This is a genomic window from Serratia grimesii NBRC 13537, assembly GCF_001590905.1.
GTDB lineage: Bacteria > Pseudomonadota > Gammaproteobacteria > Enterobacterales > Enterobacteriaceae > Serratia > Serratia grimesii.
The window spans coordinates 94,922-117,859 of record NZ_BCTT01000019.1 but is presented as its reverse complement, the minus strand read 5'-3'; the positions used below and the strand labels follow the sequence as shown (position 1 = coordinate 117,859).

The following is a 22,938-nucleotide window of genomic DNA, read 5'->3' as shown; positions in this document are numbered from 1 at the left end:
TTGTTGATCTATGAGCGGGTTACTCTTCTTTGGCGTTATTCAATGCCAGCGACACTGCCAGAGTCTGCGCTAGACACATTGACGCGACCTGAGAACGGAATCCATCCACCTGGGCTTCACGTACGACAAAGCACACGTCGCTAAAGGCGGCTAGCGGGCTAACCTGGCTATCAGTAATGGCGATCTGCTGCGCACCGCTCTTGGCACCCAGTTCAACCAGTTCCAGCGCTTCCTGTGCATAGGGGGAGTAACTGATGGCGATCACGACGTCATTAGGTTTCACCATGCTGAGCTGTTCGGTAAACATACCGCCCAGCCCGTCGATCAGGAACGCCCGGCGTTCCAGGTGGCGCAATGCATAGGTGAGATAGGAGGCGACACTGAATGAGCGGCGCAGACCAATCACGTAAATATTCTCGGCGTTGTTCAGTAACTCAACTGCTCGATCCAATTGTTCGGGGCTGGTTTGCATTGCCAACTGTTGCAGTGCCTGGGAGTTCACCATGGTGAAAACGTTAAGGATTTCTGCCGGCTTTTCCGGTGCGACATTATCGTCGGTAGAGGTCTGACGAAACAGGCGTGCTCGTTCGGTATAGTTGACGGTTTCTTCCATCAGGTGCTGGCGAAAAACCTGTTTCATTTCGTTGAAACCGCTGAAGCCAAAGGCATTGGCGAAGCGGATCAGGGTGGACGGTGGGACGCTGGCCTGTGCGGCAATGGAGGCGACGGTATCGAAAGCAATGCTGTTACTGTTATCCAAAATGTAACGCGCCACCTGTTTTAAACGCTTGCTCAGCGTTTCATAGCGGTGGCGGATTTCGTCCTGTAACAGCGAAAGTTGAGTTGGGTTGTTCATCCATTCGGCTCGCAGTGGGGGCTAAGGCGTATCGGCCTGACGCCTGAGTTATTGACAAGACATTCTAACAGATGGAGCGGAAATTTCATTTCACCAAAAAGCGATTTATTCGATTGCAAGTTGCGTTACTTCACAGAAAACAGGCAAAAAATCCCCTTAAAGCGGCGAAAATCCGTTTAAGGGGAGGGTTCTGCGATTAATACTGGTGGGAGGTTGGGCGGTATTGACGCCAGAAACCAATCAGTGTCAGGTATTTTTGTTTCACCTGTTCAATTAAAGCCACGTCGTCCAGTTCACCCAGCAGCCAACGCCGTGAAGGCTGTCCGAAGATGGTGCGGCCTACGGCAAAGCCTTTCACCCAACGCGCGTCGGCAGCCGCGGCGAAACCGGCTTTCAGCGTTTCTTCCGGTGAGTCCAACCCCAGGATAAGTACGCCACGACAGAAAGGATCGTTAGCGTCGATCAAGGCGCCGATCTGTTGCCAGTTCTCTGCACTCAACGGTGGTAATTTCCACCAGTCAGGCTTAATGCCTAATTGATAAAAGTGTTGCAACATCTCCAGATAGTAGCTTTCGTTTTTGTCGGCATTGCTTTCCGGCAGGATCACCTCCAGCAGCAATTCGTGGCCAGACTTGCAGCAGCCGCGATATACGTCGCTAATCAGTTCATCCTGCTCGCGGCGCAGGTCGACGGCGTCATGTGGGTGGTAAAACACCAGGCATTTCACCACGTGTTCTTGCGGCCAGTCGATCAGTTGTGAGCCGATATTACCGTGCTCCAGCCGCAACGGACGTGAACCGGGCAGTTCGACCGGTCGGCCGATCCACCAGCCTTGGCCGGTAATTTCGTTCAGTGCTGCCTGACCATAGGTGGTGTCGGCCAGAATACCGCTATTACCTTGTAGACCAGCGACTTCGGCAGCCTGTTGCGCTGCGGCCAGTAGCAGGGTTTTCAGTTTAGGAATGCGTTCTTCGCTGACGTTGGCTTCGCGAGCCATATCCGCCAACTGTTTACGGTGATCGAAAGCAAACACGCACAGCTCGGGCCACTGCTGTTTACGGGTAGTGACCCGGTGCAGATGGTTAAGCCGCTCATCACGGTCAGGGCGTTTCACTTCCCGTTCGCGCTCTAGATAATCATCCAGTTCCTGTTTGCTGGGCATTGCAGGTGCACAACCGTGGCGCGACACCACCAGTGCGCCACAGGCATTTGCATAACGACAGGCTTGATCCCAACCTTCGTCATTCAAATAGCCGCGTAGCAAACCAGACATAAAGGCATCACCTGCGCCTAACACGTTCAGGACTTCAACCCGCACGCCGGAATGCAGTTTTACCTGCTGCCAATCGGCGGCGATCTCGCCTTCAAACACCGAACAACCTTGAGCACCGCGTTTACAGACCAATGTGGCTTGCGTCGCTTTGCGCACATTTTTCAGCGCGGTCAGGGTATCGGTACTGCCACCGGCAATATGAAACTCTTCTTCAGTGCCGACGATCAAATCAAAATGGTGCAGCACTTCTTGTAGCTCGCGGGTCACTTTCTCTGACTCGACGAAACGGGTTTCACCGTCGCCCAGAGACGTCAGGCCCCACAGTACCGGCCGGTAGTCGATATCCAGCGCAGTACGCAAACCGTGGCGACGGGCGTATTCCAGCGCCTTCAACACCGCAGCGCGAGTATTCGGGTGCGACAGGTGAGTGCCGGTAATAGCCAGAGCACGTGATGATGCGATGTAGGATTCGTCGATATCGTCCGGTGTCAGTGCCATATCGGCACAGTTTTCACGGTAGAAAATCAGCGGAAAGGTTTCCTGATCCTTGATGCCGAGGATCACCAAGCCGGTCAGGCGCTGTGGGTCAGTGATCAGGCTTTGGGTATCGGCACCGACGCGTTGCAGTTCTTCGCGCAGGAAACGGCCCATATGCTCGTCGCCGACGCGGGCCAGCATGCTGGACTTCAGACCCTGGATGGCGGTGCCATAGGCCACGTTGCCGGAAGATCCGCCGAGATATTTGGAGAATGTGCTGGCATCTTCCAGGCGTGCGCCGATCTGTTGTGCATAGAAATCGACGGCGATACGCCCGAGACAAATGACATCAAGCTGTTTTTCTTGTGTAGCCATACCCGTTTCCTTCTGTATTAAGCCAAACCCCGACTACGAAGCATATTTTGAAGTATGAGGAATAAAAGTTTCAATTTCAAGAATGAATGAAATTTACACCCCGAAAATGTGATGCATTTAAAACACCTTAAAGATCGAGGTTAAAGGGGCGGGAAACTGCGTCCTGCTTGCCGGGAAAGCGCCAGCCAACGGCAGAGATATATCTTGTGTGACAGCCAGACAGTATCAAGGGTTGCGGTGAGTTCAGCCACGATGGAGCGGTAGTTGCAATGCAGGAAAGGATGGCTAAGTCAGTGAATTCTAAAGGCATGGATGAAACGGGGTTTTCATCATAATGCGATCTTTATCGCAAAATGAAATGTTTCTTCTGTAATGTGATTTTATGAAAAATATATTTGTTTATAATCGCTTCACGTTTCACATAGTCGGTTTAAGTTGAGCAACACGCTTGAAGACGACAGGCATTACACACTTTCTATGGTTCGGCATGCGGGTGGTGTCGGAGCGGGCGTGACTAATCTAAAAGGGTGAGTAAATGGGCAAGATTCGGTTAACCATGGCACAGGCACTCGTCAGGTTCCTCGACAACCAGTATCTGCTGGTCGATGGCGTGGAAACCAAATTCGTTAAAGGTATCTTTGCGATTTTTGGCCACGGCAACGTACTCGGTCTTGGGCAAGCGCTGGAACAAGACAGCGGTGACTTGATCGTGCACCAGGGGCGAAACGAGCAGGGCATGGCTCACGCAGCGACTGGGTTCGCCAAGCAGAAACTGCGTCAGCAGATCTACGCCTGTACCTCTTCTGTCGGTCCGGGCGCTGCCAATATGATCACCGCCGCTGCAACGGCTACCGCCAACCGTATTCCCTTATTACTGCTACCAGGTGATGTTTACGCTTCGCGACAGCCAGACCCGGTGTTGCAGCAGATTGAACAAACCTACGATCTCAGCATTAGCACCAACGATGCTTTCCGTGCGGTGAGCAAATACTGGGATCGCATTGTACGGCCAGAACAACTTATGAGCGCCTGTATCAATGCAATGCGCGTGCTGACCGATCCGGCAGAAACCGGTGCGGTGACGCTGAGTTTGCCGCAAGACGTGCAGGGCGAAGCCTACGACTACCCTGACTATTTCTTCCAGAAGCGAGTGCACAGGCTTGATCGCCGACCGGCAACGGAAGGTATGCTGGCGGATGCCCTGGCGTTGCTAACGACCAAACGCCAACCGCTACTGGTGTGCGGCGGTGGGGTGAAATACTCACAGGCTGGTCAGGCGCTACGCGAGTTTGCCGAACGCTTCCAGATTCCGTTTGTGGAGACTCAGGCCGGTAAGGGGACTGTACCGTCTAATCATCCATTTAACCTGGGCGGCATTGGCGAAACCGGCTGCCTGGCTGCCAATACCCTTGCCCGACAGGCCGATCTGGTGATTGGCGTGGGCACCCGTTATACCGACTTCACCACCTCGTCAAAATGGCTGTTCCAAAATGCCGACGTCGACTTTCTCAATATTAATGTCAGTGCCTTTGATGCTGGCAAGCTCGACGGTGTGCAGGTTCTTGCCGATGCCCGCGAAGCGCTGTCCGCGTTGGGCACGCTGTTGGCACAATCTGATTACCGTGCTGGTTGGGGCGAGGCGATTAGCGAAGCGCGCAGCGCGCAGCAACAAGAAACAGCCCGCGTTTATGCGGTGGAATATACCGGCGAAGGTTTTGTGCCGGAAATTGACGACCACCTCGATCGCGAGAGCGTGTTTGCCGAGTTCATCGAAAAGACCGACTCGCTACTGACTCAAAGCCGGGTTCTGGGTGTACTGAATCAGCACTTGCCGCAGGACAGCGTGATCGTGGCCGCCGCCGGCAGCTTGCCGGGCGATTTACAACGCGTGTGGCAGAACCATGGTGAACATGGCTACCACGTGGAGTATGGCTATTCGTGCATGGGTTACGAGGTTAATGCCGCACTGGGGGTCAAACTGGCCGAGCCGCAGCGTGAGGTGTACGCCATGGTGGGCGATGGCGCCTTCATGATGCTGCATTCCGAGCTGGTTACGTCGATTCAGGAAGGATGCAAAATCAACGTAGTGCTGTTCGACAACATGACCAACGGGTGCATTAACAATCTGCAGATGGAACATGGCATGGATAGCTATACCACCGAGTTCCGCTTCCGTAACCCGCAGGGTGGCAAACTTGACGGCAAGTTGGTACCGGTCAACTTCGCGATGCTGGCTGCAGCTTACGGTTGTAAAACCTACAGCGTAACGACCGAGCAACAATTGATCGAGGCATTAGCCGATGCCCGTCGGCAAACCGTTTCTACCCTGCTGGATATTAAAGTGCTGCCAAAAACCATGGTGCACAAGTATCTCAGCTGGTGGCGCGTGGGCGGAGCCCAGGTTGCCGACAATGAAAAAATTGTCGCTGTGGCTCGCAAGCTGCAAGAGAACATCGACAAGGCCCGCGACTACTGATTAACGCATTGCTTGATTACCCAGACCTTGCGTCTGCCGCAACTATTTGAAGAGGATAACGAAAATGACACTGAACATTGGGGTTATTGGTACCGGTGCAATCGGTCGGGATCACATTCGTCGCTGCAGCAAGGTGTTGCAGGGCAGCCGCATCGTGGCGGTCAACGATATTAACCGTGACAACGCCGCCAAGGTCGTGAGCGACCTGAAACTGGACGCCAAGGTGTATGACAATGGCCATGACTTGGTCAAAGCGTCGGACGTGCAGGCGGTGCTGGTCACTTCCTGGGGCCCGAGCCACGAAGAGTTTGTGCTGGCAGCGATTGCTGCTGGAAAGCCAGTGTTCTGTGAGAAGCCGTTAGCAGTCACGGCTCAAGGATGTAAAAACATCGTTGAGGCTGAAGCAAAGCACGGCAAACGTCTGGTGCAAGTGGGCTTTATGCGCCCTTACGATCAAGGCTACCGAGCGCTGAAGCAAGTGCTGACCAGTGGGCAAATTGGTGAACCACTGATGCTGCATTGTGCACACCGCAACCCGACTGTCGGTGAAGCTTACACCACAGATATGGCGATCACTGACACCTTGATCCACGAGATTGACGTATTGCGTTGGCTGCTGGATGACGACTATGTGTCGGTACAGGTGATATTCCCACGTAAAAGCGCCAAGGCGTTCCCGCATCTGAAAGATCCGCAAATTGTGCTGTTTGAAACCGCGAAGGGTACACGTATTGATGTCGAAATCTTCGTTAACTGCCAATACGGGTATGACATCCAGTGTGAAGTCGTAGGTGAAAGTGGTATCGCCAAACTGCCAGAACCGTCATCAGTGCAGATGCGCAGCGGTGCCAAGCTGTCTACCGAGATTCTAACTGACTGGAAAGACCGCTTCATTGATGCTTACGACGTTGAGTTACAAGGCTTTATCAACGACGTACTGGCAGGTTCGCTGACAGGTCCTTCCGCTTGGGATGGTTATGCTGCGGCGGTGACGGCTGATGCCTGTGTGGCTGCGCAGCTCAGCGGTGAGATTGTCCCTGTGACCTTGCCACCACGTCCGTCGTTCTACAACAAATAGTGTTCTGACCACCCGTATCCACGTTTAACGAGGAATGACCATGAAGATCGCTTTTGATGTTGATGTCATCAGAGACCTGGGCATCACGAAAATGGTTCAGCAGGTGGCGGACTGGGGCTATCAGTATATTGAGCAGTCACCTCACCCGCAGATCAATCCGTTCTATAAGCATCCGAAAGCTGGGCGTGAGGTCATGACGGAATACAAAAACGTCCTGAAGGCCACCGGCGTGGAGATTTCCTCGTTTATTGTCGTTTATCGCTGGTCTGGCCCAGGTGAGGATCGTCGTCAGGCGGCAGTCAAAAATTGGCGCCGGATGATCGAAATCGCGGTAGAAATGGGCGTGCAGGTAATCAATACCGAACTGGCGGGCAATCCTAATGAGCCGGAAATCTGTGAAGAGTTGTGGTATCGCTCAATGGAAGAGCTGTTGCCGATTATCGAGCGGGAAGGTATTCGCATGGAGATCCAGTCACATCCATGGGACTTCTGCGAACTGAGCAACGAAACCGCGGATATCGTCAAGTCGCTGCGTAGCGATCACGTTAAATATCTCTACAGCGTGCCTCATACCTTTTACTACGACAAAGGTCAGGGTGACGTGGCTGGCATGCTGCAATATGCCGGTGACGATCTCTCGCATGTGCTTATCGCCGACACCATGAACCATACCAAACACTGTCGCTATATCGTCAATCCGCCTGGTGTTGATGCTGCGGTGCATCAGCATATGGGTATCGGCGAAGGAGAAGTGGACTTCGAGACTTTGTTCCAGACCTTGCGTGATATGGAGTTTGCTAATCGCAACTTTAAGGTCGGCGGCGAGTCGATTATCTGCACCTCACTGTTTGGTTACCCGGAAAGAATGAAAACCCAGGCTGTAGCGACCCGAGAGCGCATCGAAAAAGAGCTGTTGGGTAAATAATTTCCCGGCTGCGCGGGTGAAAATCGCCTACAGACCGGCTCTATACCCTGCGGCTTGAAAGACGACGGTATATTACTGAGGCTGAAAATGAATAAAGACAACGTAAAACTGGCCATCGCCCCGATCGGCTGGACCAATGACGACATGCCAGAGTTAGGCAAAGAAAACACTTTCCAGCAGTGCGTCAGTGAAATGGCACTGGCCGGGTTCACCGGCAGCGAGGTCGGCAGCAAGTACCCACGAGATCCGGCAGTGCTGAAGCCGATGTTGGACATTCGCGGCATTCAAATCTGCAATGCCTGGTTTAGCACATTTTTTGCCGATGGCCTGAAAGAAAAAACCATCGATGAATTTATTAACCATATGAATTTCCTGCATGCGATGGGAGCAAAAGTGATTGGCTGCTCCGAGCAGAGCAAGAGTATTCAGGGCACCACCAAAGGGGTGTTTGAAGAGAAGCCATATTTCAACGATGAAGAGTGGCAGCGGGTGGCCGATGGTTACAATGAGTTGGCAAAAATTGCTGCCGATAAAGGTATGCAGGTCTGCCTGCACCACCATATGGGTACCGGCATTCAGACTACCGCAGAGATCGATCGCTACATGAGTATGGTGAACGACGACGTCTACCTGCTGTTTGATACCGGGCATGCTTACTATTCGGAAGGCAGCCAGCAGGCGATGATGGCAATACTGGAAAAATACCTGCCGCGTATTAACCACGTACATCTGAAGGACGTGCGTGATGAGATTGTTGCAGAAGTGAAGGCCAATAAACTGAGCTTCCTTGACGGTGTGAAGAAAGGCACCTTCACCGTGCCGGGTGATGGGGTAATCGACTTCCTACCGGTATTTAAATTACTGGATGAGCGGGGCTACAAAGGCTGGATGGTGGTCGAGGCTGAGCAAGATCCGGCCCTGGCTAACCCGTTTGAATATGCGGTGAAAGCACGTCGTTATATCAAAGAGACCGCCGGTATTTAACCTGACTGAGAACGTCAAGGGGCGCTTGAGCAATCAAGGCGCCCTTTTTTATTGGTATCAGGTCAGTGTTTTCCAGGTGGTAACTTGTCCATCAGGCCAAGGAGTGGCGGCGTAAACGCCACGGGCGATCGCTCGCGCCAACGTGTCCGCTGCCAGTGCGCCAATTTGCAGCACCGCCAGCTCTCGGCTCCCTTCGACTTTGCGCTGCCCGGTGGATAAGGCAAACACTACGTCGCCGTCGAACGGGCTATGCAGTGGGCGGATGGCGCGCGCCATGCCGTCCTGTGCCATGATCGCCACGCGTTTCAGTTCTACCCGAGTTAAGGCCAGATCGGTGGCGATACAGGCCAGGGTGGTGTTCTTCCTGCCGCCCGTCGGCTCTTCGGGCATCCAGTCTTCGCCCTGGCCGTGCAGTTGTGCCAGTGCCGCGGCTCCGCCGTTGCCAAATTCGCCGTTGATTTCATAAGGTGTGGCCCAGAAGGCGTGGGTGCCGGGGGCCACCACAGAACCCAGACTGTTGACCGCCACTAGTGCACCGACGGTAGCGCCATTCGTTGCCAGGATTGACGCTGAACCCAGGCCGCCTTTTAGCTTGCCCATACCGGTCATTGCGCCATAGCCTGCACCCACCGTGCCGAGCGGGAAGTCGAGGCCTGCTTTGCTTGCGGCCTCTATCCCCAGTTGACGATAAGGTGGATTAAGCTGCCAGTTTTTATCACCTGCGTTGCTTAAATCATATAGGCAGGCCGTGGGCACTATCGGAGACACCGGCACACCGGGCGCCGGGCGAAGGGCATAACCTCTGCCTTGTTGCCCCAGCCAGGCTGCCACACCATCCGCCGCCGCCAAACCATATACGGAACCGCCGCTAAGTACTAAAGCATCAATGGTCTGCACCAGGTTATCTTCCCCAAGCGCATCGGTTTCCCGGGTTGCAGGGCCACCACCGCGCACGTCAACCGCGGCGATCGTGGGGTGATCGGGCAGGATCACTGTGGTGCCGGTGCGTACACGGCTGTCTTGGGCGATGCCGACCCGTAAGCCAGGCACGTCGGTAATCAGGTTACGGGTGCCGGTGCGTACGGCAGGAGAGGTTGGCATTGCAGCCCCCAAGAGTGCGGTAGGAGAAAGGATGCCAATAGCACCCGTTACGCAGGCCAGCGTTTGTACAAAGGTGCGGCGGCTGACGGTTAAGGGGCGGTTAACCGCCCCTGATCTACTTTTGGCATCACTCATGATGATGTGTTTTTCCGCTGTTCACTGCGAAAGCGCGCCATATGATAGGAATCGACCAGCTCGCCGTCGCGTATAGCATAGGCGCGGCTGGTGCCCTCAATTTCAAAACCGAATTTGCGGTAGAGCGCAATGGCAGCCTGATTGTCGGTAAACACCGTCAGTTCGATGCGTTCGATGGCCGCCCAATTGTCGCAAAGGTCGATCATCGCCTTCATCAGGCTGCTGCCGACACCCTTGCCGTGGTGGTGGTCATCAACGCCAATGCCAAAGGTTGCCACGTGACGGCGCCGTACGCGCTGGTTCAGCAGTAGGCCCAACTGACCGACGACCTGCCCGTCGATACAGGCCACCAAATTGTGAGTGCCCGGTTCGAGGTTGGCGAGGCGCTTGTGCCACTGCTCAATTGACGGTAGCGGAAGTTGTAGTGTGTCACGGTAAGCCTTCGGCTGAGAGTAAAGCTGATACAGGGCCTGTGCATCTGTTGTTTCCACGTGACGAACTACGATTTCACTCATTACGCTGCTCCTTTGGCTTACCGGTTGAATAACCTCTGAATTTATCCGTTTATTGTGTCGAGTCAATATTATTACGTGTTGGTTAAAAAAACGCTTTACAGGTGCGAATGATAATGATTATTATTGCGATGCGTTCCGGGGAGAGTATCAACCTTTGATATCCTCACTGCGAAGGCACGACATTGCTCACATTGCTTCCAAGTATTACTTAGCCAGCTCGGGTGCTGGCTTTTTTTTTGCCTGTTTTCAGCCCTGCATGCCTTCAACAAATCCATTGCCAATTGCTTCACTACTCCATCTAATTTTTTGAACAGAGGGATGAGTTTTTTACGCTTTCTTATTCTGCTGCCAGGACTAGACTGTAAAAAACATTGAGGAGAGTTGAATATGATTTATTTACGTAAGGCAGAAGATCGTGGTCATGCCAATCATGGTTGGCTGGATAGCTGGCACACCTTCTCATTTGCTAACTATTATGATGCTGACTTTATGGGGTTCTCGGCGCTGCGGGTGATCAACGAAGACATGATCGATGCAGGGCAGGGTTTTGGTACTCACCCGCATAAAGACATGGAAATCCTGACCTACGTGCTGAGCGGCACAGTAGAGCATCAGGACAGCATGGGTAATAAAGAGCAGATCCAGGCTGGTGAATTCCAGATCATGAGTGCGGGTACCGGGGTGCGTCACTCTGAGTACAACGGTAACAACGATCGTCCGTTGCACCTGTACCAGATCTGGATCATCCCTGATCAGGTCGGGCTGGAACCACGCTATGAACAACGCATGTTTGATGCGCCGCAGGGCCGTCAGCTGGTGTTGTCACCGGATGCGCGTGAAGGTTCGCTGAAGGTGTTCCAGGATATGACACTGTCCCGCTGGGCGTTGAATAAAGACGAACAGGCGGAATGCCCAATTGAAGCAGGGCGTCGTGTCTGGATCCAGGTGGTACGTGGCAAGGTTGTGGTTAATGGTCAGCAGGCTGGTACCAGCGATGCTTTCGCGGTGTGGGACGAAACGGCACTGTCGATTCATGCCGATGAAGACAGCGAAATCCTGTTGTTCGATCTGCCACCAGTCTGATTAAGTGGTAAATATCAAGGGCTCACAAGGTGAGCCCTTTTTGCGTTCGGCTTCCCAGTAACCAACAATATCGGCCCCGGTTTTTTTTTGCTAAAATGAGCGCCCATTCACGGTTAGCCAGTTCATTGATAATGAAGAAAAAACGGCCGGTACTTCAAGATGTCGCGGACAAGGTTGGCGTTACCAAGATGACGGTGAGCCGTTATCTGCGTAATCCCGATCAGGTTTCTGTCGCCTTGCAGCAAAAAATTGCCGTCGCGCTTGATGAGCTGGGCTACATCCCCAACCGTGCGCCGGATATCCTTTCCAACTCAACCAGCCGTGCTATTGGCGTATTGTTGCCGTCGTTGACCAACCAGGTGTTCGCCGAAGTGCTCCGCGGCATTGAGAGCGTGACTGATGCGCACAATTATCAAACCATGCTGGCGCACTACGGCTATTTGCCGGAACGTGAAGAACAGCGTCTGACCTCGTTGCTGTCTTACAATATTGACGGGTTGATTCTGTCTGAGCGGCACCATACACCACGTACCATGAAAATGATTGAGGTCGCAGGGATCCCGGTCGTCGAACTGATGGACTGCGTTTCACCTTGCATCGATCTGGCCGTAGGCTTCAATAACTTTGAAGCGGCACGCCAGATGACCCAGCAAATCATCGCACACGGCCATCGTCACGTGGTGTATTTCGGCGCACGTCAGGATGAACGTACCATTATCAAACAGCAGGGCTATGAGCAGGCAATGCGCGAATCCGGTCTGGAGCCATACAGCGTCATGACTGCGCGTTCGTCGTCTTATTCTGCCGGTGGTGAGCTATTGCGCCAGGCGCAGCGCGATTATCCGCAGATAGACAGTATCTTCTGCACCAACGATGACCTGGCGATTGGTGCGACCTTTGAGTGCCAGCGGCAAGGGCTGTCGATCCCCAATGATATGGCAATTGCCGGTTTCCACGGCCACGATATCGGCCAGGTTATGGTGCCGAAGTTGGCGAGCGTATTGACGCCGCGTGAACGTATGGGGCAAATCGGCGCTGAGCGTCTGTTGGCTCGTTTGCGTGGCGAAACGGTCAGTCCACGCATGGTGGACGTCGGTTTCACCGTGATCCCCGGCGGCAGTATCTGAGCGGTTTTAACCCGCTGATTGAACGATTTTAATGATGAAAGCGCGTCGTTTGGCGCGTTTTCACACCCGTCTGTAAGTTTGCCGCCTGTTACCCTCATAAGTTTGATCTCTATCCCAGAACGCGAATTTTAGCCCGTACCCCGGTTCCGGCAATCATGCTGTTACCGGTATCATGATACCGGTAACAATGAGTATGCGGTTGTATTGCTCAAGATAGAACCTTTGACTCAACACCACCTACAGCTCGTCTTCTAACACCGGGAAGAGCCTAAAAATACAACAAACGCGCGCTTTACGACCTATTGTAAAGAGGGTCTGCGATAAAAAGGTTGGAGAAAAATTATGCCATTAGTGATTGTTGCAGGCGGCGTTGCGCTGCTGTTGCTGCTGATGATCCGCTTTAAGCTGAACGGCTTTATCTCTCTGGTACTGGTTGCTTTGGCGGTGGGTATCGCTCAGGGCATGCCGGTCGATAAAGTGATCGGCTCCATCAAGGCCGGCGTTGGCGGCACGTTAGGCAGCCTGGCGCTGATCATGGGCTTCGGCGCCATGCTCGGCAAGCTGCTGGCGGACTGTGGGGGTGCCCAGCGCATTGCCACCACGCTGATCGAGAAGTTTGGTCAAAAATATATTCAATGGGCGGTGGTGCTGACCGGGTTTACCGTCGGTTTTGCTCTGTTCTATGAAGTCGGTTTCGTGTTGCTGTTACCGCTGGTCTTCAGCATTGCGGCTTCGGCACGTGTGCCACTGCTGTATGTCGGCGTGCCGATGGCGGCTGCGTTGTCGGTGACCCACGGTTTCCTGCCGCCGCACCCAGGTCCAACGGCGATCGCCACCATCTTCCATGCGGATATGGGCAAAACGCTGTTGTACGGCACGCTGTTGGCTATTCCAACGGTGATCCTGGCCGGTCCGGTCTATGCCCGCTTCTTGAAAGGCATCGACAAGCCGGTTCCTGAAGGTTTGTATAACCCAAAAATCTTCACCGAAGCAGAAATGCCAAGCTTTGGCATCAGCGTTGCTACCTCTTTGGTACCCGTGATCCTGATGGCGCTGCGTGCGGTAGCCGAAATGGTGCTGCCGAAGGGCCATAGCCTGCTGCGTTTTGCCGAATTCTTCGGCGACCCGGTAATGGCAACACTGATTGCGGTACTGATCGCCATCTTCACCTTTGGTCTGAATCGTGGGCGCACTATGGATGAGGTGATGGGGACCATCACTGACTCCATCAAAATTATCGCCATGATGTTGTTGATCATCGGTGGTGGCGGTGCCTTCAAGCAGGTGCTGGTCGACAGCGGCGTGGAGAAGTACATTGCCGCGCTGATGGAAGGCAGTAATGTATCACCGATTCTGATGGCGTGGTCCATTGCCGCGGCTCTGCGTCTGGCGTTGGGGTCTGCTACCGTGGCAGCAATAACCGCTGGTGGTATTGTCGCACCGCTGATTGCCACCACCGGGGTCAGCCCGGAACTGATGGTGATTGCTGTTGGGTCTGGCAGCGTGATTTTCTCTCACGTCAACGATCCCGGTTTCTGGCTGTTCAAGGAATACTTCAACTTGAGCATCATGGAAACCATCAAATCTTGGTCGGTATTGGAAACCATCATCTCAGTCTGCGGCCTGGTAGGTTGTCTGCTGCTGGCGACGGTCGTCTAACATCTCCGTCGCCTTTAAAGCGGTGACGTTCAAATCTCAATGATGGCAGGGGCGCAGCATGCAGCGCCCCTGCAACCCCAGGGGATTGGTGAGTTGGCCACCTGGCTGTAACGTGAAATTCGTTGGTATTTAGTGAGGTTTTCGGTGCCAGGGTGGTGTCGGAAACTATTTTGAGTTTGGGGCGTATTTGATGACGCTGGTGGCATGAACTGCCGCCATAACGTGTATCTGACTCCATAAGGGCATGACATATGAGTAATCCACAGCACCACGTATTTATTCTGATGGGCGTTTCAGGCAGCGGCAAATCCGCCGTGGCCAGCGCCGTCGCTCATGAAGCCAATGCCGCAATGCTGGACGGCGACTACCTGCACCCGCGTGCCAACATCAACAAAATGGCTGCCGGGCATGCGCTGGACGATAACGATCGCGCCCCATGGCTGGCGGCATTAAATGACGCGATCTTTGCCATGGAGCGTACCAACGACGTTTCCCTGTTGGTGTGTTCCGCGCTGAAAAAAAGCTATCGTGACCGCCTGCGTGAAGGCAACCGCAACCTGCATTTTATCTATCTGAAGGGTGACAAGGCGGTGATTGAGGAGCGTTTGAAGCAGCGTAAGGGCCATTTCTTCAAGCCGCAGATGTTGGTTTCCCAGTTTGCTACGTTAGAAGAGCCTAACGAGCAAGAACAAGACGTGCAGGCGATCGAGATAAACCAACCGCTGGACGGTGTGGTCGCGGATACTCTCGCCTATATTCGGCGTGTTGCAGCCCAGTAAGCCGGGCTGCCATTCTGTACCGGCGCCGAGCAGGCGCCAGTACCCTCACTACAACTTCATATAAGCCCGCACGCCGTCCAGGAACATCTGGGTCGACAACATCACCAAAATCAGCCCCATCAGCCTTTCCAGCGCGCTGACCCCTTTGCTGCCCAACAGGCGTAGGAACAGGTTTGACATCAGCAAGATAGCGGCGGAAATACCCCAGGCAATCAGCAGTGCTACCACCAGATACGAAATATGGTTTGGATACTGGTGCGAAAGCAGCATCAATGACGCCAAAATCGAAGGCCCTGCAACCAGTGGGATTGCCAGCGGCACCAGGAAGGGTTCCTCACCGGCGGAAAGCCCGCTGCTATCGCCCTCTTGTGAGGGAAAAATCATCTTGATGGCGATCAGAAACAAGATGATCCCACCGGAAATGGACACAGTCTCGGTACGCAGGTTGAGGAACGCCAAGATTTTCTCGCCGGCAAACAGGAAAATCAGCATCAGCAGCAGGGCGATCAGCAACTCGCGGATCAGCACCATTCGCCGACGGCGCGGTTCCAGGTGTTTGAGTACCGACATGAAAATGGGCAAATTGCCCAGTGGGTCCATGATTAAAAACAGCAATACCGTGACTGAAATCATCTCTGTCATTACTACCTCTGGATCTGAAAAACGCGTCGGCCATCCCGACCGCTTAATAACCTATACCCTATGGCTTTCAAGTTACAGCCAGGCGACCAGCTTGCGTACCCTCAGTATTGCAGGGGCGCGGCATGCTGAGCCCGTATTATGCGGTGCGGGTATATTCGCACCCTACCGTAACCAAGGTAGATAACAACGCTTTGGCTTGAAAGACGACGGGTATAGACGGGTATATAAGAAGGATTGCTGAGAATCGCTCACCTATCGAATAAATTCACTTTGCGCCTGCGCCGACATTTTGTAAGGTGGAGAGATATTGCACACAACTTATAGCAGTCATCCTCCAAGGCAGGACAGTCATTATGAAAAACGTTGGTTTCATCGGTTGGCGCGGAATGGTCGGCTCCGTACTCATGCAACGCATGACACAAGAGCGCGATTTTGACGCCATTCGCCCGGTCTTTTTCTCTACCTCGCAACACGGTTCAGCGGCGCCGGTATTTGGCGGCCAGCAGGGCACGCTGCAGGATGCTTACGATGTTGATGCGCTGAGTGCGCTCGACATTATTATTACCTGCCAGGGCGGCGATTATACCAACGACATTTACCCGAAGCTGCGTGCAACCGGCTGGCAAGGGTATTGGATCGATGCGGCATCTTCTCTGCGTATGCAAGATGACGCGATTATCATTCTGGATCCGGTCAACCGTGCGCTGATTCAGCAGGGGCTGGATAAAGGCATCAAGACCTTTGTTGGCGGTAACTGCACCGTTAGCCTGATGCTGATGTCTCTGGGCGGCCTGTTTGCCAATGATTTGGTTGAGTGGGCGTCAGTGGCGACTTACCAGGCGGCTTCCGGCGGCGGCGCGCGCCACATGCGTGAACTGTTGACCCAAATGGGTATGCTGCACGCCGACGTGGCGAAGGAGCTACAGGACCCGGCTTCGGCCATTTTGGATATCGAACGTAAAGTCACCGCAGCTACCCGCAGCGGTAAATTGCCAACCGATAATTTCGGTGTGCCGCTGGCCGGTAGCCTGATTCCGTGGATCGACAAGCAACTCGATAATGGCCAGAGCCGCGAAGAGTGGAAAGGTCAGGCGGAAACCAACAAAATCCTGAACAGCGGTAGCGTGATCCCTGTCGACGGTCTGTGTGTGCGTGTTGGTGCGCTGCGCTGCCATAGCCAGGCGTTCACCCTGAAGCTGAAAAAAGACGTTTCACTGCCGGAAATCGAACAGATGCTGGCGACGCACAATGATTGGGTACGCGTGATCCCGAATGACCGTGAACTGACCATGCGTGAACTGACGCCAGCAGCGGTAACCGGGACGTTGAATACGCCAGTCGGTCGTCTGCGCAAGCTGAATATGGGGCCGGAATACCTGTCTGCGTTCACCGTGGGTGACCAGTTGTTGTGGGGCGCGGCTGAACCGCTACGCCGCATGCTGCGCATCCTGCTGTAACCTGAACTGTACTTCCCGGGGGCTGACCTCTTTCAGCCCCCAAAAGCCTTATTTTCTTCCTTTTTCTCTGTTTCGGCGTGCCATGAACTCAGTCGCTGTAAAGGGGAGAAAGCGCACAAGTCATCATCACATCTCCATGCAGGCAGCAGCGCAAAGACGTTGTCAGGCTGGCAGTTTTCTTAATGAAGCGTTTTCCTTGGTAATGGGCAATGTTTTTAACCGACATTAGCTATGCTTAAAGAGCTGGAGGATAAATTTCCACCAGCGCTAAAAATAAGCATAAAAAGCGGAATTCGGACCGGGAAGGTGAGAATTGATCAATAACCGACCGCAATCACGCTTTAGATACCGAATGAATTGCATGATAACCAAAACGGCTATGGATTAAGCGTTATGCCCTGTGGATCTCAAGGTACAGCCTCTTCGCTGTAACCTGAAAGGCGATGGGATGACGCGGCCTCTTATAAATCATGCTCTTAATCTTAGGAAGAAGACTATGCCTGTACTTCCCGATCGTGACGTGATTGATCAGCTTTTCTCCGGCAACTTTGCCGATCCCTTTTCCCTGCTGGGCATGCATGCGGCTGACAACGGCTTGCAAGTACGCGCACTGTTGCCTGATGCCAGTGAAGTCTGGTTGCTGGAACAGCAAACAGGCCGCCGATTGGTACAGCTCAACTGTGACGATGATCGCGGCTTTTTCAGCGCCACGGTCCCACGCCGTAAAACACCGTTTCGCTATCAATTCGAGGTCCGCTGGCACGATCACCAGCAGATCGTCGACGATCCCTACCGTTTTGGCACGCTGTTACAAGATATCGACAGTTGGCTGCTGGCGGAAGGCACCCATTTACGCCCTTATGAACGCTTAGGTGCGCATCTCGCTACGCTTGATGATGTTGAAGGTGTCAGCTTTGCCGTTTGGGCACCGAACGCCCAGCGTGTTTCGGTAGTTGGTGAGTTCAACTTCTGGGATGGCCGTCGCCACCCCATGCGGCTGCGTCGTGAAAACGGCATTTGGGAGCTGTTCCTACCGGGAGTGAGCGCCGGGCAGTTGTACAAGTACGAAATTATTGACTGCTATGGCAATACCCAATTGAAGGCTGACCCTTACGCTTTTGAAGCGCAGATGCGGCCGGATACTGCGTCGCTGGTGACGCCGTTGCCGGAGGTGGTAGAAAATACTCCCGAACGTCGGCGAGCCAATGATTTTGACCGACCGATTTCGATTTATGAGGTGCATCTTGGCTCATGGCGCCGTCACACTGATGATAATTTCTGGCTCAGCTACGGTGAACTGGCAGAACAGTTAATTGGCTATGTTAAAGACATGGGGTTCACCCATATCGAACTGCTGCCGATTAATGAGCACCCGTTTGATGGGAGCTGGGGTTATCAACCGTTAGGCTTGTATGCCCCGACACGGCGCTTTGGCACTCCGGCCGATTTTAAAGATTTTGTTGCGGCGGCACATCGGGCGGGTATCAACGTGATCTTGGATTGGGTACCAGGGCATTTCCCCAGCGATGCCTATGGCCTGGCAAATTTCGACGGTACCGCGTTGTATGAATACGCCGACCCGCGCGAAGGTTTCCATCAGGACTGGAATACCCTGATCTACAACTATGGCCGCAATGAGGTACGTAACTATTTGGCGGGTAATGCACTTTACTGGCTAGAGCGCTATGGTATCGACGCGCTGCGTGTGGATGCGGTGGCTTCAATGATTTACCGCGACTACAGCCGTGCCGAAGGCGAGTGGGTGCCAAATTATTACGGTGGCAACGAGAATCTGGAAGCCATCGCCTTCTTGCGTTATACCAACCACACCGTTGGCAAGGAGCGTCCCGGTGCCGTGACGTTGGCGGAGGAATCCACTGACTATCCAGGTGTGACACTGCCGCCAGAATCTAACGGGTTGGGGTTCCACTACAAATGGAACCTGGGTTGGATGCATGACACGCTTAATTACATGCAATGTGACCCGGTGCACCGTAAGTATCATCACAATCAGATGACCTTTGGCATGTTGTATGCCTATACCGAAAACTTTGTGCTGCCGATTTCTCATGACGAAGTGGTACACGGCAAAAAATCCATTCTCGATCGCATGCCCGGCGATGCCTGGCAAAAGTTTGCTAACCTGCGTGCCTACTATGGTTTTATGTGGGCGCACCCGGGCAAAAAACTCCTGTTTATGGGCTGTGAGTTTGCTCAAGGGCGCGAGTGGAATTTTGATAGCAGTCTCGACTGGCATCTGCTGGAAGGGTTGGATAACTGGCATCATGGTGTGCAGCGGCTGGTACGTGATCTTAACCATTGCTACCAACAACAAGCCCCGTTGTATGAGCGGGATTACCGCCCAGACGGCTTTGAGTGGCTGGTTGTGGATGACCACGATAACTCGGTCTTTGCCTTTGCCCGCTATGACGCACAGGGCAATGAGCTGATCGCCGTCAGCAACTTTACCCCAGTGCCGCGCCATCATTATCGCATCGGTATTTCACGCGCCGGTGAATACCGAGAAATTCTCAATACCGATTCACACCATTATCACGGCAGCAATACCGGCAACCAAGGCCGCGTAGTGTCCGAGCAAACAGGCCATCATGGTCGCGAGCATTCGATTAGCGTGACCGTACCTCCACTGGCGACCATCTACCTGTTGCGGGAGGCGCCATGACTGAACTGACGCCGGGTATCGCCGCGCCTCTCGGGGCGCATTATGACGGTAATGGCATCAACTTTAGCCTGTATTCCTCCCATGCTACGGGAGTTGAACTGTGTCTGTTTGATGAACAGCAACGCGAAATACGTCTGCCGCTGACGACGCGTAGCGGTGATATCTGGCACGGTTATCTGCCGGGAGGCAAACCGGGCCAGCGTTACGGTTACCGGGTACATGGCCCGTTCGATCCTGCACAAGGGTTGCGTTTTAATCCCAATAAACTGCTGTTGGATCCCGCAGCCCGTGCGGTAGAGGGACCCGTGGCGGACGATCCCTATCTGCATGGTGGCTATGACCGACCAGACCAGCATGACAGCGCCGGGTTGATGCCGAAATGCGTGGTGATCGACGAGGTTTACGATTGGCAAGATGATCGTCCTCCAGCCACGCCGTGGGGTAAAACGGTGATCTACGAAGCGCACGTGCGTGGTTTGACCCTACAACACCCAGATATCCCGCAGGTGCTGCGCGGCAGTTTCGCTGCGCTCGGTCATCCGGTGATGATCGCGTATTTCAAGCGCCTTGGTATTACGGCGCTGGAATTGCTGCCGGTGCAGCAGCACAGCTCTGAGCCACGCTTGCAGCGCCTCGGGTTGATTAATTACTGGGGTTATAACGTGTTGGCGCCTTTTGCGCCGGATAACCGGTATGCCAGCCTGCGGGCCGGCATGACACCGCTGCGTGAGTTTCGCGATGCGGTTAAAGCGCTGCATAAGGCCGGTATTGAAGTGATTCTCGATGTGGTGTTCAACCATAGCGCCGAGCTTGATATGGACGGGCCAACGCTGTCGTTACGCGGCATTGATAACCCGGGCTACTACTGGCTGACACCGGATGGCGACTACGTGAACGATACTGGTTGTGGTAACACCCTGCGATTGGATCAGCCGCAGGGTGTGGCTTGGGTGATGGACTGCCTGCGTTTCTGGGTAGGTGAATGCCATGTTGATGGTTTCCGCTTCGATTTGGGTAGCGTACTCGGCCGCACGCCAGCGTTTGATCGCGATGCACCGCTGTTCCAGGCGATGCTGGCGGACGATCTATTGTCGCGCTGCAAACTGATTGCCGAGCCGTGGGATATCGGCCCTGGGGGTTATCAGGTCGGCGAATTTCCCGGGCGCTTCGCCGAGTGGAACGACCATTACCGGGATGATATGCGCCGTTTCTGGTTACAGGGTGATGTTTCGCTGGGTCAGTTTGGCCAACGTTTTGCCGCCTCCAGTGACCTGTTCAACCGACGCGGGCGTGCACCCTACGCCAGCATCAATATGCTGACCGCGCATGACGGATTTACTTTGCAGGATCTGGTCAGTTTTAACCGCAAACACAACCAACTGAACGGTGAAGGTAACCGTGACGGCAGTGATCGTAACTTTAGCAACAACCACGGTGTTGAAGGCCCCATTGCCGACGACACTATTGTGCAACACCGCAGGGCTAGCCAGCGGGCACTCCTTGCCACGCTGTTACTGTCCCAGGGTACGCCGATGCTGCTGGCCGGCGATGAGCATGGACACAGCCAGCAGGGCAACAACAATGCCTATTGTCAGGACAACGCTATCACCTGGCTCGACTGGGCCACGGCGGATGACTCACTCACCGCTTACACCGCCGCATTGATCCACCTGCGCCAACAAATTCCCGCCCTGCAGCATGACCGCTGGTGGCAGGAGGGCGACGGTAACGTGCAGTGGCTGAACGCGCAGGGGCAGTCGCTCGGCGCACAGCAGTGGGAGCAGGGAGATCTGCAGTTGCAAATCTGTCTGTCACAACGCTGGCTGGTGGTGGTGAACGCCACGCCGCAGGCGGTGGAGATGACGTTGCCCGCTGGCGATTGGCAGCTTGTCGCCCCCTTTACTCAGGAAGATTCGCGGGCGGTCTTACCCGCCTGGAACCAGGCTGCGCACTCGATTTGCGTGCTGGTCAAGAAAAAATAAAAGGAGTCAGCTATGGTTAGGTTTGAAAATAAAGACCCCCTGATGTTGGCACGCCAACTGCCGATTAAGTCTGTCGCCCTGATTTTGGCCGGTGGCCGCGGTTCGCGTTTGAAAGATTTAACCTCAACCCGTGCCAAGCCGGCCGTCCACTTTGGCGGTAAATTCCGCATCATTGATTTTGCCCTGTCGAACTGCCTGAACTCGGGGATCCGTCGCATCGGTGTGATCACCCAATACCAGTCCCATACTCTGGTGCAGCATATTCAGCGCGGCTGGTCGTTCCTCAACGAAGAGATGAATGAGTTTGTCGATCTGCTGCCGGCCCAACAACGCCTCAGTACCGAGCATTGGTATAAGGGTACGGCAGACGCGGTGTACCAGAACCTGGATATCATTCGTCGTTACGATGCCGAGTATGTGGTGATCCTGGCGGGCGATCACATCTACAAGATGGATTACTCGCGCATGCTGATCGACCATGTGGAAAAGGGCGCACAATGTACCGTGGCCTGCTTGCCGGTGCCGCGCGATGAGGCCAGCGAGTTTGGTGTGATGGAAGTGGACGAAAACGACCTGATCCTCAAGTTCCTGGAAAAACCGAGCAATCCACCGCCGATGCCGGGTAACCCAGATATGTCGCTGGCCAGTATGGGGATCTACATCTTTAATGCTGACTATCTGTTCCAATTACTGGAGGAGGACATGTCTACGCCGGGCTCCACCCATGACTTCGGCAAAGATTTGATCCCGAAAATCACTGCCCAGAAAGCGGCATGGGCACACCCGTTCACGTTGTCCTGTGTCACCTCCAACCCCGATCTGCCGCCGTACTGGCGCGACGTGGGCACATTGGAAGCTTACTGGCGTGCCAACCTCGATCTGGCTTCCGTGACGCCGGAATTGGATATGTACGATCGCGCCTGGCCAATCCGCACCCATATGGAACCGCTACCGCCAGCCAAGTTCGTACAAGATCGTTCCGGTAGCCACGGTATGACCATGAACTCGCTGGTGTCCGGCGGGTGCATTGTCTCGGGATCTGTGGTGGTGCATTCGGTGCTGTTCCCGCGAGTGCGGGTGAACTCGTTCTGTACCATCGACTCTACCGTATTACTGCCTGACGTGAATGTCGGCCGATCCTGCCGTTTACGGCGTTGCATTATCGATCGCGCTTGCCACATTCCCGAGGGCATGGTGATTGGCGAAAATGCCGATGAGGACAGTAAGCGTTTTTATCGTTCAGAAGGCGGCATTGTGTTGGTCACGCGCGAAATGTTGTCAAAGTTGTGAGTTAAGGTAGTCGGCAGAACGATAGCCTGCCGCCATATAAA

The 22,938-nt window shown here is 54.1% G+C and carries 17 protein-coding genes; 12 read left to right on the top strand and 5 right to left on the bottom strand.

Going from position 1 to position 22,938, the window contains the following annotated elements:
- Window positions 1-19: 19 nt before the first annotated feature.
- Window positions 20-856: a MurR/RpiR family transcriptional regulator gene (locus tag SGR01S_RS21435; RefSeq protein ID WP_037425059.1), complete on the bottom strand. Its 837-nt coding sequence runs from the start codon at window positions 854-856 to the stop codon at window positions 20-22.
- Between the two features lie 196 nt (window positions 857-1,052).
- Entirely contained in the window at window positions 1,053-2,981 is a 1,929-nt protein-coding gene (locus SGR01S_RS21430) for a bifunctional 5-dehydro-2-deoxygluconokinase/5-dehydro-2-deoxyphosphogluconate aldolase (protein ID WP_061808533.1), read from the bottom strand.
- Window positions 2,982-3,516: 535 nt separating this feature from the next.
- On the opposite strand from SGR01S_RS21430, the gene iolD reads away from it, so the two are divergent.
- The 4 genes from iolD to iolE all read left to right on the top strand — a co-directional run bounded on the left by iolD (window position 3,517) and on the right by iolE (window position 8,444).
- Complete coding sequence (gene iolD / locus SGR01S_RS21425; RefSeq protein WP_061808532.1) at window positions 3,517-5,457, top strand: 3D-(3,5/4)-trihydroxycyclohexane-1,2-dione acylhydrolase (decyclizing); 1,941 nt, start codon at window positions 3,517-3,519, stop codon at window positions 5,455-5,457.
- Window positions 5,458-5,521: 64 nt separating this feature from the next.
- A complete protein-coding gene (gene iolG, locus SGR01S_RS21420) occupies window positions 5,522-6,535 on the top strand; it encodes a bifunctional inositol 2-dehydrogenase/D-chiro-inositol 1-dehydrogenase (protein WP_061808531.1) in 1,014 nt (337 codons plus the stop codon).
- A 40-nt stretch (window positions 6,536-6,575) separates the two neighbouring features.
- Window positions 6,576-7,460, top strand: coding sequence for a sugar phosphate isomerase/epimerase family protein (locus SGR01S_RS21415; protein WP_037425050.1), 885 nt, complete (start codon window positions 6,576-6,578; stop codon window positions 7,458-7,460).
- Window positions 7,461-7,547: 87 nt separating this feature from the next.
- The gene (iolE, locus tag SGR01S_RS21410) at window positions 7,548-8,444 is read left to right on the top strand and encodes a myo-inosose-2 dehydratase (RefSeq protein ID WP_061808530.1); all 897 of its coding nucleotides are present in this window, start codon (window positions 7,548-7,550) and stop codon (window positions 8,442-8,444) included.
- A gap of 57 nt (window positions 8,445-8,501) precedes the next feature.
- Here the strand turns inward: iolE and SGR01S_RS21405 are convergent, their stop codons facing one another.
- Window positions 8,502-9,680 (bottom strand): P1 family peptidase, encoded by a 1,179-nt coding sequence (locus SGR01S_RS21405; RefSeq protein WP_061808529.1) that lies wholly within the window; start codon window positions 9,678-9,680, stop codon window positions 8,502-8,504.
- Window positions 9,677-10,195 carry a GNAT family N-acetyltransferase gene (locus SGR01S_RS21400; protein WP_037425043.1) on the bottom strand — a complete coding sequence of 173 codons (519 nt, stop codon included), beginning with the start codon at window positions 10,193-10,195 and terminating at the stop codon, window positions 9,677-9,679. The genes SGR01S_RS21405 and SGR01S_RS21400 overlap by 4 nt, the downstream gene beginning before the upstream one ends.
- Before the next feature lie 387 nt (window positions 10,196-10,582).
- Between SGR01S_RS21400 and SGR01S_RS21395 the strand changes: the two genes are divergently transcribed.
- The 4 genes from SGR01S_RS21395 (at window position 10,583) to gntK (ending at window position 14,843) form a co-directional block, all read left to right on the top strand.
- Window positions 10,583-11,278 (top strand): pirin family protein, encoded by a 696-nt coding sequence (locus tag SGR01S_RS21395; protein ID WP_037425040.1) that lies wholly within the window; start codon window positions 10,583-10,585, stop codon window positions 11,276-11,278.
- A 131-nt stretch (window positions 11,279-11,409) separates the two neighbouring features.
- On the top strand, window positions 11,410-12,405 hold the full coding sequence (gene gntR / locus SGR01S_RS21390; RefSeq protein WP_061808528.1) for a gluconate operon transcriptional repressor GntR: 996 nt from the start codon (window positions 11,410-11,412) through the stop codon (window positions 12,403-12,405).
- A gap of 342 nt (window positions 12,406-12,747) precedes the next feature.
- Window positions 12,748-14,064: a gluconate transporter gene (gene gntT / locus SGR01S_RS21385; RefSeq protein ID WP_037425035.1), complete on the top strand. Its 1,317-nt coding sequence runs from the start codon at window positions 12,748-12,750 to the stop codon at window positions 14,062-14,064.
- A 251-nt stretch (window positions 14,065-14,315) separates the two neighbouring features.
- Window positions 14,316-14,843, top strand: coding sequence for a gluconokinase (gene gntK / locus SGR01S_RS21380; RefSeq protein ID WP_037425031.1), 528 nt, complete (start codon window positions 14,316-14,318; stop codon window positions 14,841-14,843).
- A 48-nt stretch (window positions 14,844-14,891) separates the two neighbouring features.
- On the opposite strand, the gene SGR01S_RS21375 is transcribed toward gntK, so the two are convergent.
- Window positions 14,892-15,485 (bottom strand): YhgN family NAAT transporter, encoded by a 594-nt coding sequence (locus SGR01S_RS21375; RefSeq protein ID WP_061808527.1) that lies wholly within the window; start codon window positions 15,483-15,485, stop codon window positions 14,892-14,894.
- A 353-nt stretch (window positions 15,486-15,838) separates the two neighbouring features.
- Between SGR01S_RS21375 and asd the strand changes: the two genes are divergently transcribed.
- The 4 genes from asd (at window position 15,839) to glgC (ending at window position 22,897) form a co-directional block, all read left to right on the top strand.
- A complete protein-coding gene (asd, locus tag SGR01S_RS21370; protein ID WP_061808526.1) occupies window positions 15,839-16,942 on the top strand; it encodes an aspartate-semialdehyde dehydrogenase in 1,104 nt (367 codons plus the stop codon).
- Window positions 16,943-17,438: 496 nt separating this feature from the next.
- The gene (glgB, locus tag SGR01S_RS21365) at window positions 17,439-19,625 is read left to right on the top strand and encodes a 1,4-alpha-glucan branching enzyme (protein ID WP_061808525.1); all 2,187 of its coding nucleotides are present in this window, start codon (window positions 17,439-17,441) and stop codon (window positions 19,623-19,625) included.
- On the top strand, window positions 19,622-21,607 hold the full coding sequence (glgX, locus tag SGR01S_RS21360) for a glycogen debranching protein GlgX (RefSeq protein ID WP_061808524.1): 1,986 nt from the start codon (window positions 19,622-19,624) through the stop codon (window positions 21,605-21,607). Before glgB ends, glgX begins: the two co-directional genes overlap by 4 nt.
- Before the next feature lie 12 nt (window positions 21,608-21,619).
- A complete protein-coding gene (gene glgC, locus SGR01S_RS21355) occupies window positions 21,620-22,897 on the top strand; it encodes a glucose-1-phosphate adenylyltransferase (RefSeq protein ID WP_037425021.1) in 1,278 nt (425 codons plus the stop codon).
- Window positions 22,898-22,938 lie beyond the last annotated feature (41 nt).

Excerpts from the sequence above, each read along its gene's own strand:
- SGR01S_RS21435 (WP_037425059.1), bottom strand. The coding sequence starts at position 856 with ATGAACAACCCAACTCAACTTTCGCTGTTACAGGACGAAATCCGCCAC.
- iolG (WP_061808531.1), top strand. The coding sequence starts at position 5,522 with ATGACACTGAACATTGGGGTTATTGGTACCGGTGCAATCGGTCGGGAT.
- gntK (WP_037425031.1), top strand. The coding sequence starts at position 14,316 with ATGAGTAATCCACAGCACCACGTATTTATTCTGATGGGCGTTTCAGGC.
- gntT (WP_037425035.1), top strand. The coding sequence starts at position 12,748 with ATGCCATTAGTGATTGTTGCAGGCGGCGTTGCGCTGCTGTTGCTGCTG.
- SGR01S_RS21375 (WP_061808527.1), bottom strand. The coding sequence starts at position 15,485 with ATGACAGAGATGATTTCAGTCACGGTATTGCTGTTTTTAATCATGGAC.
- SGR01S_RS21430 (WP_061808533.1), bottom strand. The coding sequence starts at position 2,981 with ATGGCTACACAAGAAAAACAGCTTGATGTCATTTGTCTCGGGCGTATC.
- glgB (WP_061808525.1), top strand. The coding sequence starts at position 17,439 with ATGCCTGTACTTCCCGATCGTGACGTGATTGATCAGCTTTTCTCCGGC.
- glgC (WP_037425021.1), top strand. The coding sequence starts at position 21,620 with ATGGTTAGGTTTGAAAATAAAGACCCCCTGATGTTGGCACGCCAACTG.
- SGR01S_RS21400 (WP_037425043.1), bottom strand. The coding sequence starts at position 10,195 with ATGAGTGAAATCGTAGTTCGTCACGTGGAAACAACAGATGCACAGGCC.
- gntR (WP_061808528.1), top strand. The coding sequence starts at position 11,410 with ATGAAGAAAAAACGGCCGGTACTTCAAGATGTCGCGGACAAGGTTGGC.
- asd (WP_061808526.1), top strand. The coding sequence starts at position 15,839 with ATGAAAAACGTTGGTTTCATCGGTTGGCGCGGAATGGTCGGCTCCGTA.
- SGR01S_RS21395 (WP_037425040.1), top strand. The coding sequence starts at position 10,583 with ATGATTTATTTACGTAAGGCAGAAGATCGTGGTCATGCCAATCATGGT.
- glgX (WP_061808524.1), top strand. The coding sequence starts at position 19,622 with ATGACTGAACTGACGCCGGGTATCGCCGCGCCTCTCGGGGCGCATTAT.
- SGR01S_RS21405 (WP_061808529.1), bottom strand. The coding sequence starts at position 9,680 with ATGAGTGATGCCAAAAGTAGATCAGGGGCGGTTAACCGCCCCTTAACC.
- SGR01S_RS21415 (WP_037425050.1), top strand. The coding sequence starts at position 6,576 with ATGAAGATCGCTTTTGATGTTGATGTCATCAGAGACCTGGGCATCACG.
- iolE (WP_061808530.1), top strand. The coding sequence starts at position 7,548 with ATGAATAAAGACAACGTAAAACTGGCCATCGCCCCGATCGGCTGGACC.
- iolD (WP_061808532.1), top strand. The coding sequence starts at position 3,517 with ATGGGCAAGATTCGGTTAACCATGGCACAGGCACTCGTCAGGTTCCTC.